The 15,463-nt window shown below is 51.7% G+C and carries 13 protein-coding genes; 7 read left to right on the top strand and 6 right to left on the bottom strand.

What is annotated here, in order from left to right; all coding sequences use genetic code 11:
- The first annotated feature begins 21 nt into the window (after positions 1 to 21).
- From BQ5591_RS19345 to BQ5591_RS19335, 3 genes are all read left to right on the top strand, one after another.
- Positions 22 to 2,046, top strand: coding sequence for a RagB/SusD family nutrient uptake outer membrane protein (locus BQ5591_RS19345; protein WP_071150576.1), 2,025 nt, complete (start codon positions 22 to 24; stop codon positions 2,044 to 2,046).
- A gap of 26 nt (positions 2,047 to 2,072) precedes the next feature.
- Positions 2,073 to 3,413: a BT_3987 domain-containing protein gene (locus BQ5591_RS19340; protein ID WP_071150575.1), complete on the top strand. Its 1,341-nt coding sequence runs from the start codon at positions 2,073 to 2,075 to the stop codon at positions 3,411 to 3,413.
- A gap of 197 nt (positions 3,414 to 3,610) precedes the next feature.
- Entirely contained in the window at positions 3,611 to 6,028 is a 2,418-nt protein-coding gene (locus tag BQ5591_RS19335) for a glycoside hydrolase family 2 TIM barrel-domain containing protein (protein ID WP_071150574.1), read from the top strand.
- A gap of 250 nt (positions 6,029 to 6,278) precedes the next feature.
- On the opposite strand, the gene BQ5591_RS22075 is transcribed toward BQ5591_RS19335, so the two are convergent.
- Positions 6,279 to 6,401: a hypothetical protein gene (locus BQ5591_RS22075; RefSeq protein WP_262483125.1), complete on the bottom strand. Its 123-nt coding sequence runs from the start codon at positions 6,399 to 6,401 to the stop codon at positions 6,279 to 6,281.
- Between the two features lie 241 nt (positions 6,402 to 6,642).
- Here BQ5591_RS22075 and BQ5591_RS19330 point away from each other — a divergent pair, with 241 nt between their 5' ends.
- A complete protein-coding gene (locus tag BQ5591_RS19330; protein ID WP_159434525.1) occupies positions 6,643 to 7,530 on the top strand; it encodes a hypothetical protein in 888 nt (295 codons plus the stop codon).
- A gap of 40 nt (positions 7,531 to 7,570) precedes the next feature.
- On the opposite strand, the gene BQ5591_RS19325 is transcribed toward BQ5591_RS19330, so the two are convergent.
- Both BQ5591_RS19325 and BQ5591_RS19320 read right to left on the bottom strand, forming a co-directional pair.
- A complete protein-coding gene (locus tag BQ5591_RS19325; RefSeq protein ID WP_071150572.1) occupies positions 7,571 to 8,344 on the bottom strand; it encodes a biotin--[acetyl-CoA-carboxylase] ligase in 774 nt (257 codons plus the stop codon).
- 100 nt (positions 8,345 to 8,444) lie between these two features.
- The gene (locus BQ5591_RS19320) at positions 8,445 to 8,810 is read right to left on the bottom strand and encodes a YraN family protein (RefSeq protein ID WP_071150571.1); all 366 of its coding nucleotides are present in this window, start codon (positions 8,808 to 8,810) and stop codon (positions 8,445 to 8,447) included.
- Positions 8,811 to 8,897: 87 nt separating this feature from the next.
- Here BQ5591_RS19320 and BQ5591_RS19315 point away from each other — a divergent pair, with 87 nt between their 5' ends.
- On the top strand, positions 8,898 to 9,131 hold the full coding sequence (locus BQ5591_RS19315) for a hypothetical protein (RefSeq protein ID WP_022162225.1): 234 nt from the start codon (positions 8,898 to 8,900) through the stop codon (positions 9,129 to 9,131).
- A 48-nt stretch (positions 9,132 to 9,179) separates the two neighbouring features.
- Positions 9,180 to 9,614, top strand: coding sequence for a nucleoside deaminase (locus BQ5591_RS19310; protein WP_071150570.1), 435 nt, complete (start codon positions 9,180 to 9,182; stop codon positions 9,612 to 9,614).
- A gap of 13 nt (positions 9,615 to 9,627) precedes the next feature.
- On the opposite strand, the gene BQ5591_RS19305 is transcribed toward BQ5591_RS19310, so the two are convergent.
- The 3 genes from BQ5591_RS19305 to BQ5591_RS19295 all read right to left on the bottom strand — a co-directional run bounded on the left by BQ5591_RS19305 (position 9,628) and on the right by BQ5591_RS19295 (position 11,399).
- The gene (locus tag BQ5591_RS19305; protein ID WP_022162223.1) at positions 9,628 to 9,921 is read right to left on the bottom strand and encodes a DUF4834 family protein; all 294 of its coding nucleotides are present in this window, start codon (positions 9,919 to 9,921) and stop codon (positions 9,628 to 9,630) included.
- Between the two features lie 67 nt (positions 9,922 to 9,988).
- The gene (gene pssA / locus BQ5591_RS19300) at positions 9,989 to 10,699 is read right to left on the bottom strand and encodes a CDP-diacylglycerol--serine O-phosphatidyltransferase (protein WP_022162222.1); all 711 of its coding nucleotides are present in this window, start codon (positions 10,697 to 10,699) and stop codon (positions 9,989 to 9,991) included.
- 13 nt (positions 10,700 to 10,712) lie between these two features.
- The gene (locus BQ5591_RS19295; RefSeq protein WP_071150569.1) at positions 10,713 to 11,399 is read right to left on the bottom strand and encodes a phosphatidylserine decarboxylase family protein; all 687 of its coding nucleotides are present in this window, start codon (positions 11,397 to 11,399) and stop codon (positions 10,713 to 10,715) included.
- Between the two features lie 171 nt (positions 11,400 to 11,570).
- Between BQ5591_RS19295 and dnaE the strand changes: the two genes are divergently transcribed.
- Positions 11,571 to 15,368, top strand: a complete 3,798-nt coding sequence (dnaE, locus tag BQ5591_RS19290; RefSeq protein ID WP_071150568.1) for a DNA polymerase III subunit alpha — start codon at positions 11,571 to 11,573, stop codon at positions 15,366 to 15,368.
- Positions 15,369 to 15,463 lie beyond the last annotated feature (95 nt).

Raw genomic sequence — 15,463 nt, 5'->3', positions numbered from 1 at the left:
ACTTACATTGTATATAAAGATATGAAACTTCTAAAGAAAATAACCCATATAACGCAGGCTTTACTGATACCGTGCTGCCTGCTCACTTCGTGCAACTATCTGGATGTCATTCCGCCTGCACAGGCCGACTTCGACGATACGATGAAAGATGAGGCTGCTACCTTAAGCTTCCTGTACACTTGTTACGGTTATGTACCCCGTTGTCAGGTTTACGACTTCAAGGCTTACGAATTGTCGGCCGATGAAGTAATCTTCCCGAAGGATTGGGACATGTACGGTCAGCAAATGGCTTGGGGAACAATATCGCCTTCTTATTATAAAGTGTGGAGCGGCAGTCAGACTTCGGACGATTTCAACATTTGGACTCCCAGCTACAACTGGATTGGTTATGTTCATCATTTCCTCAGTCTGATTGACGAGCTGCAACCGACGGGTGTGACCGAGGAGGATAAGGCCCAGTACAAGGCTGAGTGTTACTTCCTGGAGGCTTACTACCATTTCCGTGTCTTACAGGCTTTTGGTCCGTGTCCGATTATTCCTGAAAAAGTAGATCCGAACATTACGAACGAAGAGATTCCGGGACGTTCTCACTTCGATTATTGTGTGAACTGGATTGTTCAGAAGCTGGACGATGCAGCTGCCGTACTTCCTGCTGTTCGCGAAACGGCTGACTTGGGACGTGCAACTTCTACCATCGCCAAGTGTCTGAAAGCCCGTGTACTGTTGTATGCAGCTTCTCCGTTATGGAACGGTTCATTCCCTACACCGAGTTGGAAGAATACCAATTACGAGACTCCGGGCTACGGTTACGAACTGGTCAGCTCTTCTTATGATGAAACGAAGTGGACGCGTGCGCTGACTGCCTGTCAGGAAGCTTTGAGTGCTGCTCAGGCTGCCGGTTACCAACTTTTTGATATTGAAACAGCCAATGAGAAGGCAGAACGTGACGGCATCGACTTGCCGTTCATTCCGGGACGTGAAGAAGATACGGAAGAGAACATCCTGTTCAAACAGCGTGTCCGTATGTTCCAGTATCTGGTAACTGCTACCGAGGGCGACAATAACAAGGAACTGATTTGGGGCCAACGTATCGACTCTGACGGAACCAACAGTGGTGAAGCTACCACAGCCCGTCTGCCGAACCGTGTAGTGAAGAAAAGTAACGGAAGCTGGAACGGTGGTTGGTCTGGATTTGCACCGACTTTGTACACTGTACAGCATTTCTATACCGAGAATGGTGAATTGCCCGAGGACGATCCTGACTTCTTCCCGCAGAGCGAGTGGTATACGCGTTTCTATGAAGGAGCTTCCAGCCCGTCGCTTACAACCGATTTGGATGGTGAAGATGTCAAGAACGATATTATCAAGTTGAATGCCAAGCGCGAAGCCCGTTTCTATGCCTGGATTGCCTACGACGGATGCGAATATGCCAAGAAGATTAACAACGGAAACCCGCTGTGGTTGAACTTTAAGAACACGAACACCAATGGTTGGCGTGCTTCCGATTCGCGTAATATCTCAGGAACCGGTTACCTTTCGAAGAAGTTCATCGATCCGGCTATCAACTACACAACGAGCGGTTCGACCAATCATGCTGCTGCCCGTCGTCCGTACATCCGTATGGCTGAGTTGTACTTGAACCTGGCCGAATGCTACGCTGCTCTGAATCAGGAAGGTGAGGCTTTGAACAATCTGAACATTATCCGCAAACGTGCCGGTATCAGAGACCTGACGTCGGCCGATCTGTCGGAAATGAGCCTGATGGACTGGGTTCGCAACGAACGTTTCGTGGAACTGTTTGAAGAAGGACACCGTTACTACGACCTGCGTCGTTGGGTGATCGCTCCCGACATGCTGAAAGCCGGAACACGTTTTGGACTGACCGGTTTGACCTTGAATCCGACTTTCGAGGAATTTAATACGCCAATACTTATTGACCAGCCTTTCAAATGGGATACCAAGCAATATCTGCTTCCTGTATGGTCGAGAAGTGATTATGATGAACTTTACAGCAACCCGCAGATGGTACAGGCTCCGGGATATTAATCGTCTTACTATAAACAACACATTCTATGAAAATTAAAAATATATGGTTGGCAGGCGGATTGCTTCTGTTGGCAGCCTGTAACGAGTCGGAATACGATCTGGAGAATCTGGTTCCGGCGGAATATCATAAGATTCTTTACGTGAACAACAGTGGTAAGCAGGAACTTACCCTGTTCGATACGGAGGAAGATAATACGTACTCCTTCTCGGTGTTCAAGGCGGGCAGTGACCCTTATCAGACGGCTTCGGTCGATGTCAATGTCCTGTCGCAGGAAGAAGTGGACAACGAATACAGTCAGTTGGAAGGTGTCAGCTACAAAGTGCTGAGTACCGACTGCTACTCGCTTGGTACTACTCATCTGGATTTCTCGGTTGACGACCGTTACAAACTGGTAGACATCGCGCTGAAGCCACAACAGGTGAAAGCGTTGATGGCGACCGATCCCGAGTCGGTATGGGTGTTGCCTCTGCATGTGACCAGCGAGAGCGACTCTATCAATGCCAATAAGGATGAACTGTTCTTGCAGATTATGGATGTTATTATGCCGGCACTGGGCTTTACCAGTACATCAGTAACTGTCGACCAATACAATTACGGTTCGGCACCGGATCTTAACAAGAACATTGGTATCGGACTCGATACCGACAACAAGTGGGACATTACAGGCCAGTTGGTGGTAGACGAAGCCTACATAGCTGAGTACAACGAAGAAAACGGTACCGTTTATCAGATGCTGCCCGAAGGAACCTATACCGTTCCCGAGTCGGTAACGCTGGCTGCAGGTATCACCAATTCGAGCATCTCGGTTGCCGTGAGCGCCAGTGCATTGGAACCGGGCGACTACATGTTGCCTATCCGCATCGAAAGCGTTTCGCAGTTCTCTATTTCGTCTAGCAATGCCGTTTATCCGCTGGCTATCCGCATCATGGCTCCCGAACTGGATCGTACCGGCTGGACTGCCGAAGCCAATACGGAAGAGCTTGTAGGTGAGCTTCCAAGCGGTAAAGCTGATTGTGCTCTCGATGGTGATTTAGGCACTTACTGGCATTCTATGTGGAATAGTGGAGTCAATCCGGGTATGCCTTACGAAATCATTGTTGACACGAAGTCCGAGCATACTTTCTCGCAGTTTGCTTTGGTTCAGCGCCAGCACGACAGCTATATGGATACCGCTTACGGTAAGTTCTACGTCAGCTCCGATAAGGAAGAGTGGACCGAAGTAGGCAGCTTCTCCATGCAGCAGGTAATGACTGCCCAGACGTTTGGTGTGATTCCGACCGAAGGACGCTACTTTAAGGTCGTAATCGAAGCCAGCTACCGTGGCAACAATGCTTCGCTCAGCGAAATCTACGCTTACGGATTCTAAAGGCAGACGTTCTGCCGGAAGGCTCTGAGTATACAGCAGAGGGCGAGTCAAAATTAAGAAGTATTATTTAAACTCCCCTCCTTCTGGAAGGAGGAGAGTTTCAGATACTTTTGTTTTGACTCACCCTCTTTTATTTTGCCGATGGAAGTTTTTATATCTTTGCATTATAGAATACGATTAAACGATTTTTCTTTATCATGAAAAACAGGCTGATTACTTTGCTGCTGGGGCTGTTCTTTGTTTGGGCTCCAGTGATTCCGGCCGCTGCCCAGGTATCCTTTGGCAAAGCCGGTAAGTTTAACGACGGATGGCTGTTCACGCTCTCCGACGATTCGTTGATGTCCTCTACCGACTACGATGACGCCCGCTGGCGCAGGCTCGATTTGCCTCACGACTGGTCGGTTGAACATCATTTGTCACCTTCGCTGGCCAGCTGTACCGGCTATCTGCCCGGCGGCGTGGGCTGGTATCGCAAGCATTTCCGTATCGACGACGATGCGGCACGTCATTACATCTACTTCGAGGGTGTATACAACCGCAGCGAAGTCTATCTGAACGGGCATCTGCTGGGCAAGCGTCCGAACGGTTACATTTCCTTCATGTACGACCTGACTCCTTATCTGAAGGAAGGCGACAACGTGCTGGCGGTACGCGTGGACCACAGCCGGTCGGCCGATTCGCGCTGGTACACGGGTTCGGGCATCTATCGCGACGTGTGGATGGTGTCGGCTCCAGAGGTTCATTTTGCACAATGGGGCATTGGCTGGCATGCCGTTTCGCTGACCGATCGCAGGGCGGTGATTGCCGTTGACGTGGAGGTGGAAAAGCATGTGGAGGCCACAGGACGGATGGAAGTGCGGACGGCTTTGTTTGATGCCGAAGGCCGTTGTGTGGCTCAGACTTCCGGACGTGTAACTGACGGTAAGATTGGGCTTTCCAAACAGACGTTAACCTTACGGGTGAACCGTCCTAATCGGTGGAACCTTGATACACCTTATTTATATACGTTGAAAACGGAATTGCTGTCTGACGGCAAACGTCTGGACGGCAGCGAAACGAAAGTCGGACTGCGTACGCTGGAGTTCGACCCTGACAAAGGATTTGCGCTGAATGGCCGCTGGATGAAGGTGAAAGGCGTCTGCCTGCACCACGATGCCGGTGTGCTGGGTGCCGTAGTACCGCCCGAAGTGTGGGAACGTCGTCTGCTCAATATTAAGCAATATTTAGGTGCTAATGCTATCCGCCTGAGCCATAACCCGCAGGCTCCTGTTGTGTACGATTTGTGCGACCGTCTTGGCCTGCTTGTAATGGATGAGGCTTCGGACGAGTGGGAGTTTCCCAAGCGGAAATGGGTAAAAGGTTGGAATAAGGGAGAACCGGTTTTCCAAGGTTCGTTCGACTTCTTCGAAGAATGGATTGAGCGCGATGTGACGGACATGGTACGGCGTGACCGCAATCATCCTTCCGTTTTCCTGTGGAGCATAGGTAATGAGGTGGACTATCCGAACGATCCTTATTCACATCCGATATTGGATGGAAGTACCATTAATCAGCCCATGTTTGGTGGTTACAAGCCGGATGCCCCCGATGCCATGCGTATCGGCGTCATTGCGCAGCGGCTGGCTGCTTGTGTGAGGGCGGTGGACACAAGCCGTCCGGTGACAGGTGCTTTGGCTGGTGTGGTGATGTCCAACCAGACGGCTTATCCCGAAGCTGTCGACGTGGTGGGCTACAACTACACCGAAAACCGTTATGATGAAGACCACGCCACATACCCCGACCGTGTCATCTACGGCAGCGAGACGGGTTCGGGCATTGATGCTTGGTATGCTGTGAAGAATAAAGACTTCATATTCGGTCAGTTCATCTGGACCGGTACCGACTATCTGGGTGAGGCCGGTGCATGGCCTTCCCGTGGATTGGGAACCGGATTGCTTGATTTTTCCAGTCTTCCGAAGCCTCGCGGACATCATCGTGCTTCGCTGTGGTGCGAACATCCGGTGACCTACATCGGCACCTATCCCAAGGCCGACTATCTGTCGCCCGATGCTTGGGACATCTGGAACTACGAACCGGGGCAGATGGTGCGCGTGGTGTGTTATACCAATGCTCCGCAGGCACGCCTGTTGCTCGACGGCAAGGAAGTGGGGGTGCTGAAACCTTACGACCCGCAAAGCGGCATCATCCATTGGGACATTCCCTATCAGGCAGGCGAACTGCGTGCCGAAGGCTGCGACGAGGCGGGCCAGGTGCTGTCGTCCTATAGCATCCGTTCGTCGGGCCGTCCGTATGCCATCCGTGTCAGTGCCGACCGCACGTCGCTGTCGGCCGACCGTGCTACGGCCCATCTGACGGTAGAAGTGGTCGACGAACAAGGCATCGTGGTGAAGCTGGCCGACAACGATATTCGTTACACCATCGAGGGTCCGGCACGTCTCCTGGGACTTGAAAACTCGAACAACAGCGACATGAGCGACTACACCGCCCGCCATCGCCGCGTATTCCAAGGCCGTCTGCTGGCTTACGTGCAGACTACGGGGCAGAAGGGCGACGTGCGCATCCGTTTCACTTCGCCTTTGCTTCAGGGAGCCGAAGTCCTGCTTCGGGCGGAATAGGCTTCGACTGCGAACAACACTTGCATGGCTCGCGAGCAACACTTGCACGGCTCGCGAGCCGTACTTGTATTATTCGTGAACATTGCTTGTTACGTTGAATTACTATTGATGTTACACTGCTAAAGTAGGTAGTTACGAATGAAAAGTGAATAATGAAAAATGAAAAACGGGTGAAGGATGGATACGCGGACGATGCGGAGAGGGACGGACGAACACGGATAAGCACGGATAAAAAGGAGAAAATGAAAAATTAATAATTAAATCCGCGTTCATCCGCCTCGTCTGTGTAGTCCGCGTATCCATCCTTCACCAATTCATTTATATTCAGTTGCTTGCGGTGAAACTTCACCCGATAGGCTCTTGCGCTCATCACGGCTGTAGAAACGGCCTGTTTTTTCCCTAGTTAGGAAAAATTTTTTTTCTAACTGGGAAATAATTTTTTCCTAACTGGGAAAAAAAACTTGCAAAACTGGCATCCGCGTTCTTTTGAAAATGAAATCAGTTTGTTACCTTTGTCTTATCGTACAGTAGAATGACTCGAATTGAAGAGCTATAGAACTGTAACTGTAATAACGAAGATAGAAACTGTATTAGGTGTGTAAAAAATGTTCAGCATGAAAAATCTCGCTAAAATTCTCCTATTTTCTCTGTCGCTGCTCAGCGTCAGTTTGTCGTCGTGCTCCGAAAGCGAAGACAGCGTTCTGCCTATCGAACTGACTTATGAAAGCCCGGACGTCGTGTTCGACAATGAGAACCCCCGTATGACGATGATGGGCTACGAAACGTCCGAACGCGTGCTGCTTATTCGTGGCGGGCAAGGCGAATACCGTGTGGAGAGTTCCAATAATGCAGTAGCAGAGGCTCGTTGCGAGGGCAATCGGCTGTTGGTCCGTCCCATAGGAGCAGGGAAGACGAACGTCATCATCCGCGACGAAAGCGGCTGTGACTATTGTTTGTCTGTGTCGGTAGGCTATCCGTTCTATAAGTATGCCGTGATAGACAACCGCGTGTCGTTGCAGGGCGAAGGCCTGACCGATGACGAAAAAAAGGCGTTGGAAAAGGAAATGCTGGAGGCACAGACCGGACCTGCCGTTTTGGAAAGTTACGCCTTTGTCTATAAGAATGAAGCCAAAAGCGAAGGTACGCTGGTGCTCGGTTCTTCACATTACAGCTTCGATGCTTCGGCACAGGTCGTTGTACCCGAAGAGCCGTTGCAGGTCGATGTACGTACCGACGACGGTTTTGCCCGCAGCTTCTTCTTCGAAAGTTTTACGCCCGTACGTTTCTCGTCGGAAAACGGCAGTGTCTCCGACGAACTGTTTCTGAGCGAACGCAATGCCGGAGTTGCGCCCGCTACCCGTGACCTCGACCAGACACCCTATTTCCGTTGCTTCGTCTTCGACCGTACCGCGCAGTACAAGGACCGCTATCCGGTTCTGGAGCACGCCTGCTACCTGCAAGTAGCGGTAGAGCAGTATGTAGGGGTCACCACTGAGGACTGAGCCGGGCGGTTTCCCCCTTTTCCCGCTGCAGGCTTCGTGCCTACAGCACGTATTGTACTTCCTTGAACAGGTAGCTGCGTTCCTTCCCGTTCTCGTCTTCCAGCACAAAGCGACCGTCCGCTTCGACGCGCAGCAGGCGGGCCTGAAAGCGACCGTCGGCATCCTCGTACATGTGGTAGCCGCGGCGGCGGAACAGCGAACGGGCGTAACGGGCATTTACTTCGTCGGCGTAGGTTTGGGGATCTTCCATGCGCAGTCCTTCGTAGTAGATTTTCATCCGTTTCAATATGTGCGTCAGTATCTCCTCACGGTTCTGTTCCTTGCCGGTGATCTGCTTCAGCGAGACAGGGTTGGGAGCATCGCTGCGGAAAATCTCCTGATTCACGTTCAGCCCGATGCCACAGATACAGCGGCTGATGCTGCGTCCCGTCAGTTCGTTCTCTATCAGCATGCCGCAAATCTTCTGTTCGCGGTAGTAGATGTCGTTGGGCCATTTGATAAAGAAGTCGTTCGACCACCGGTTTAGCTCTTCCTTGATGGCCAGCGAGGCTATCTGCGACAGGATGAACTGTCGGCGCGGCTCCAGAAAGGTGGGGTAGAGGACGACGCTGAACAGCAGGTTCTTGCCTTTCTCCGACTCCCAGCTGTTGCCGCGTTGCCCTTTGCCGGCCGACTGGAACTGGGCGGTTACGGTTGTGTACTCGGCAACGGACTCGGGCTGTTCGTTGCACAATTGGCTCAGGTACTGATTGGTCGATACGGTCTCGTCGACGTCAATCATCGGAAACGTAAAGTTCTCAGGCAATGTTTTCATATTCGTTACGCGTTTTACGGTTGAATTTCTTGATTACTTCTTCGTAAGAGAAAATAGCTGTTTTCTATGTCCATGATTAATATGGTTATTCCCTTGCGTTTCAGAACAGGGGCGGGTAAAAAGCTTCTTTGATGTGTTCGATGCGGAAGTTCTCTTTTTCGCCTACGGCAGTGATGATGTCGAATCGCACAGGAGCATCGATGCCGAAGTGCTTGATGTAGGCGTCGGCTGCTACCACGATGTGGCGTATCTTCTGCCAGTCCACAGCTTCGTGCGGCTCCTTGTAGTCGGTGTTCCGGCGGGTCTTTACTTCTATTACCACCAGCTCGCCGTCCTTGGTTGCCACGATGTCCAGTTCCAGGTGGTTCTTGCGCCAGTTGCGGTGGAGTATCTCGTAGCCGTTTTTTTCGAGGTAGCTCACGGCTGCGTCTTCTCCGGCTTTGCCTAAGGTATTGTGCACTGCCATTTTTTCAGTTTTTGGTTCTTCCCCTACAAAATTAATCTTTTTTCTGCTTTGTATTTACAGAAGTAAAGCTAATTTTGCAGGAGAAATATGAGAAAGCGAGATAGAACCTGTGCCAAGTCCACGCCTCAGGAACCGAAACGCATGCAACGCATGGTGTGCCTGATGAGCGAGGAAGAGCTGCGGATTGTGGATAGTTATCTGCGTAAGTACAAGATAACGAACAAATCACGTTGGCTGCGAGAGACTGTGCTCGCTTTTATCCATAAAAACATGGACGAGGATTATCCCACGCTGTTTGGCGAACATGACATGCGGCGGTAGCGGATAGTATTTCCCTCTTGTTCCTCATTTCTCATTCTTCATTTCCTTATGGACGATACTTACTACATGAAGCAGGCCCTGGCCGAAGCGCAGAAAGCTGCCGAGCGGGGAGAAGTGCCGGTTGGTGCAGTAGTGGTGTGTAAAGACCGCATCATCGCACGTGCTTATAACCTGACAGAAACCTTGACCGACGTCACCGCGCATGCCGAGATGCAAGCCATTACAGCAGCTGCCTCCTCGCTGGGCGGAAAGTACCTGAACGAATGTACGCTGTATGTCACGGTAGAACCGTGCGTGATGTGTGCAGGGGCTATCGGATGGGCACAGACTGGGCGTCTGGTCTTTGGAGCAGCGGACGAAAAGAGAGGATATCAGCGCTATGCGCCTCAGGCATTGCATCCCAAGACGCAGGTGTCGCAAGGCGTACTGGCCGACGAGTGTGCCCGGCTGATGAAAGAATTCTTCTTGAACAAACGGCGCTGACAGGCGTGCCGGATTATTCTTTTACTTCCTCGAAGTCGACGTATTCGCCGTCGTCTTTCGTGAAAATCTTTTTGCGTTTGAAGTGTATTTCCCCTTCTTCGGGGCTGATTCCTTCGTCGTTGTTGGTGCGCGAAGAAGTCTGTTGGTTGTTCCCGCCAAACGAATAGCCACCGCGGTGGTAGTTCTGGCCAGCTGTCTTCTTGCGTCCGAAGCCGAACAGGCTGCGCACCAGTCCGCCAATGATACTGAGGCCGATGAGCAGTATCGCTATGATGAGTATGAACAGGAATCCTATGAAATGTAACATGTGTATCGAAGTATTTAAGTTGTTTCTTTATACAACTGCTACTACAACAACCGTGCCAGACTAAAGTTCACGCTTTTTTCCGTCCTGTCAGCAGCGAAACGAAGATGTACCACACGATGCAGGTGGCAAATCCTTTCACTTGCAGCGTGGCAAGGAAAACAACGCAAAGTATCAGGAAGCTGAAACTTACTTTATTGTCTTTCCATGACAGATTCTTGAACTTGAGCGAGAACATGGGAATTTCCGAAACCAGCAGCCACGAGAACAGGCACACCAGTACCAGCAGGTAGAGCGGGTGGAAACTTTCGCTGACGAGCAGCGGATGGTAGCCGGCTACCAGCGAGGCCCAAAACAGGGCATTGGCAGGAACGGGCAGGCCGATAAAGGAAGTGGTCTGGCGTGTGTCGTTGTTGAACTTTGCCAGTCGCAGGGCCGAAAACACTGCTATCAGAAAAGCGGCATACGGCAACCACGCTGCAACTCCTTCCATATAAGCCGGATAGTGCATTTCCTTGAACAACGAGAAGACGATGAGCGAAGGAACCAGTCCGAAGCTGACATCGTCGGCCAGCGAATCCAGGTCTTTCCCGATGACGGAGTGAGCATTGAGCGCACGTGCGGCCATACCGTCGAAGAAGTCGAACACGGCACTGATGATGATGAAGAGAAGTGCCATTCCGTACTGTGCTTCGAAAGCCATCACACCGGCTATGCAGCCCGAGAACAGGTTCATGCAGGTCAGCGTGTTGGGGATATGGCGGGTAATGCGGTTTGCCATGATGTTACTGGTTTTATTTAAGTTTGGCTATCACGGTTTGGTTACCGGTAGTCAGTTGTCCTAATTTGACGAGGATTTCGGTGCCCAGCGGGAGATATACGTCCACGCGCGAGCCGAATTTGATGAAGCCCATGTGTTCGTCGATGTAGCATTCTTCGCCCGGTTCGGCATAGGTCACAATGCGTCGGGCCATGGCACCGGCTATCTGGCGTGCCATTACTTCTACGCCTTCGGGGGTTTCAATCACTACCATCGAACGTTCGTTGTCGGTGCTGGCCTTGGGCAGCCAGGCTTTCATGAACTTGCCGTTCTGGTGGCCTACCTTTTTGATAGTACCGTCTACAGGGTACCAGTTGGCATGTACGTTGACGAGGCTCATAAAAATAGAGACCATGATACGGCGGTCGTGGAAGTATTCCGTTTCTTCCACTTCTTCAATCACTACTACTTTGCCGTCGGCCGGGGCTACGACTACCTTTTCGGTGTCGCCGCCAAACAGACGGATCGGGCAGCGGAAGAAGTTCACCATAATACCATATACCACAAGGCTGATAGTTGCAACGATGTAGAAGGGAATTTTGCATTCCAGTCCGAAATACAAGCCGGCATTGAGTACGAGCAGCAACAGAAAACTGCCTACCAATGTGTGTGTTCCTTCACGGTGAATACGTATCTTTTTAAGTTTTTTTAGTCGGACCATTTACCTTCGTTTATATTTTATACTAAAATTATCTGCAAAAATAGGCTTATTTTGAAAATCTAACAAGAAAAAACAAGCAGAAATGCAAGTGTTGATAACTTTTAGGGGAATATTTTTGTTAGATGTTTCATTGATTGTACTTTTATGCGTTCAATATAAAAGAATGTTTGTATGCAGGATTTTGTTCATCTACACGTTCATACCCAGTATTCGCTTCTTGACGGACAAGCCAGTGTCAGCCGTCTGGTAGACAAGGCCATGAAGGATGGCATGAAGGGAATTGCCGTGACCGACCACGGAAATATGTTCGGCATCAAGGAGTTCACCAACTATGTCAACAAGAAGAATGGCGGGCCGAAAGGAGAAATCAAGGACCTGAAGAAGAAAATGGCCGATATTGAGAGCGGCAAGGAGGAATGCGAGGACAAAGAAGCAGCGCTGGCTGATTGCCGTTCCAAGATAGCCGAGGCTGAAGGCCGCATCTTCAAACCCATCATCGGCTGCGAGATGTACGTGGCGCGCCGTACGATGGATCTGAAGGAAGGTAAGCAGGACCAGAGCGGTTATCACCTGATTGTACTGGCCAAGAACGAGAAGGGATATCACAACCTGATCAAACTGGTGTCGCGTGCCTGGACAAAAGGATACTACATGCGTCCGCGTACCGACCGTAGCGAGCTGGAGAAGTATCACGAAGGACTGATTGTCTGTTCGGCCTGCCTGGGAGGCGAGGTGCCCAAGAAGATCACCAACGACCGGCTGGAAGAGGCCGAGGAAGCCATCCGCTGGTATAAGAATCTGTTTGGCGACGATTACTACCTGGAACTTCAGCGGCACAAGGCGACGGTGCCCCGTGCCAATCACGAAGCCTATCCGTTGCAACAGAAAGTGAATGCCAAACTGCTGGAGTTCGCCAAAAAGTACGACATCAAAGTGATCTGTACCAACGATGTTCACTTTGTGGACGAAGAGAACGCCGAGGCGCACGACCGTCTGATCTGCCTTAGTACGGGCAAAGATTTGGACGACCCCACCCGCATGCTCTACACCAAACAGGAGTGGATGAAGACTAAGGCCGAAATGAACGCCCTGTTCGAGGACGTGCCCGAAGCCTTGTCGAATACGTTGGAGATTCTCGATAAAGTGGAATTCTACTCTATCGACCATCCCCCCATCATGCCGACCTTTGCCATTCCCGAGGACTTCGGCACAGAAGAAGAATATCGCAAGAAATATACCGAACAGGACCTGTTCAACGAGTTCACCCGCAACGAGAACGGTGAAGTGGTGCTCGACGAAGAAGCTGCCAAAGCCAAAATCAAGCGTTTGGGCGGCTACGAGAAACTGTACCGTATCAAGCTGGAAGCCGACTATCTGGCCAAGCTGGCCTTCGACGGTGCCAAACGCCTGTATGGCGACCCGTTGAGCGAGGAGGTGAGGGAACGGCTTGTATTCGAGCTGTACATCATGAAGACGATGGGTTTCCCCGGCTACTTCCTCATCGTGCAGGACTTTATCAACGCTGCCCGTACCCAACTGGGCGTTTCCGTTGGTCCGGGACGTGGTTCGGCGGCTGGTTCGGCTGTGGCCTACTGTCTGGGTATCACAAAAATCGACCCTATCCAGTATGACCTGCTGTTCGAGCGTTTCCTCAATCCCGACCGTATCTCCTTGCCCGATATCGATGTGGACTTCGATGATGACGGACGTGGCGAAGTGCTGCGCTGGGTGACCGAGAAGTACGGACAGGAAAAAGTGGCTCACATCATCACCTACGGTACGATGGCTACGAAGATGGCCATCAAGGACGTGGCGCGTGTGGAGAAGCTGCCGCTGTCCGAGTCGGACCGCCTGTGTAAGCTGGTGCCCGACAAGATTCCCGACAAGAAACTGAACCTGCCCAATGCCATCGCCTACGTGCCCGAGTTGCAGGCAGCCGAAGCATCGCCCGACCCGCTGGTGCGCGAAACCATCAAATATGCCAAGATGCTCGAAGGCAATGTGCGCGGAACCGGTGTACATGCGTGCGGAACCATCATCTGCCGTGACGACATTACCGACTGGGTGCCTGTCAGCACGGCCGACGACAAAGAAACGGGCGAGAAGATGCTCGTCACCCAGTACGAAGGCTCCGTCATCGAGGATACGGGACTTATCAAGATGGACTTCCTCGGTCTGAAGACGCTGTCCATCATCAAGGAGGCGGTAGAGAACATCCGCCTGCACCGCGGACTGAAGCTGGATATAGACAAGATTTCGATTACCGACCCTGCCACTTATCAGCTGTATTGCGACGGTCGTACCATCGGAACCTTCCAGTTCGAGTCGGCGGGTATGCAGAAGTACCTGCGCGAGTTGCAGCCCAGTACGTTCGAGGACCTCATCGCCATGAATGCCCTGTATCGTCCGGGACCTATGGACTACATTCCCGACTTCATCGACCGTAAGTGGGGCCGTAAGCCTATCGAATACGATATTCCCATCATGGAGAAATATCTGAAGGACACGTACGGCATCACCGTCTACCAGGAGCAGGTGATGTTGTTGTCGCGTCTGCTGGCCGACTTCACCCGTGGTGAGTCCGATGCACTCCGTAAGGCGATGGGTAAGAAACTGCGCGACAAGCTGGACCACATGAAGCCGAAGTTCATCTCCGGCGGACAGAAAAACGGTCACGACCCGAAAGTGCTCGAAAAGATATGGGCCGACTGGGAGAAGTTTGCTTCGTATGCGTTCAACAAGTCGCATGCCACGTGCTACTCGTGGGTGGCTTACCAGACTGCCTACCTGAAGGCCAACTATCCTGCTGAATACATGGCGGCTGTGATGAGCCGAAGCTTGTCGGACATCACCACCATCACCAAGCTGATGGACGAATGCAAGGCAATGGGCATACAGGTGCTGGGTCCGGATGTAAACGAAAGTAACCTGAAGTTCACCGTCAACCCCGAAGGCAACATCCGCTTCGGACTGGGTGCCGTGAAGGGTGTGGGCGAAGGCGCTGTGCAGAGCATCATGGACGAACGTGCCAAAGGCGGGCCTTTCAAAGGTATCTTCGACTTTGTGCAGCGCGTCAACCTGAATGCCTGCAACAAGAAAAACATCGAATGTCTGGCACTGGCGGGCGGTTTCGACAACTTCCCCGAACTGAAGCGTGAACAATACTTTGCCGTCAACTCGAAGAACGAAGTCTTCATCGACACATTGGTACGCTACGGCAACCGCTATCAGCTGGACAAGGCGGCAGCCGCCAATTCGCTGTTTGGTGGTGAGAATGTGGTGGAGATTGCCACTCCCGAGATTCTGCCGGCCGAACGGTGGAGCGACTTGGACCGCCTGAACCGCGAGCGCGAACTGGTGGGCATCTATCTGTCGGCTCATCCGCTGGACGAATATGCAGTAGTGCTGGAACATGTGTGCAACACGCACATGGCTGAACTGGACGACAAAGCCTCGCTCGTAGGGCGCGAAATCACCATGGGCGGCATTGTCACTTCCGTACGCCGTGGCATCAGCAAGAACGGAAATCCTTACGGCATCGCCAAGATTGAAGACTACTCGGGTTCGGCCGAACTGCCTTTCTTTGGCAACGACTGGGTGACCTATCAGGGGTATCTGGGCGAGCGTACCTTCCTCTTCATCAGGGCGCGCTGCCAGCCCAAGCAATGGAGGCAGGACGAACTGGAGCTGAAAATCACTTCGATGGAACTGCTGCCCGACGTGAAGGAGAAGCTGATTAACAAGATAACCATCGTCATCCCGCTGGATGCCCTCAACACGGCCCTCATCACCGAACTGGCCGAGCTGACCAAGGAGCATCCGGGCAATACGGAGCTGTACTTCAGGGTGCGCGACACGGATACGAAGCAGACACTCGACCTCGTTTCGAGGCCTGTCAGGTTGTCGGTAGGGCGTGAGTTAATTTCTTATTTAAAAGAACGTCCGGAGCTTGACTTCCGGATAAATTAGCTATCTTTGTTTCACGAAGATAGGATGCGGTTCGGTAATGTCAAGCCCAAAAGTAAACCTTGGGCTTGATATTACGCTCACCTTTCCTTATCTTT

Source organism: Bacteroides ndongoniae (assembly GCF_900108345.1).
In the GTDB taxonomy this organism is placed as follows: domain Bacteria; phylum Bacteroidota; class Bacteroidia; order Bacteroidales; family Bacteroidaceae; genus Bacteroides; species Bacteroides ndongoniae.
Note: the sequence above shows the minus strand (reverse complement) of the source record. Positions and strands in the feature narration are given on the sequence as shown.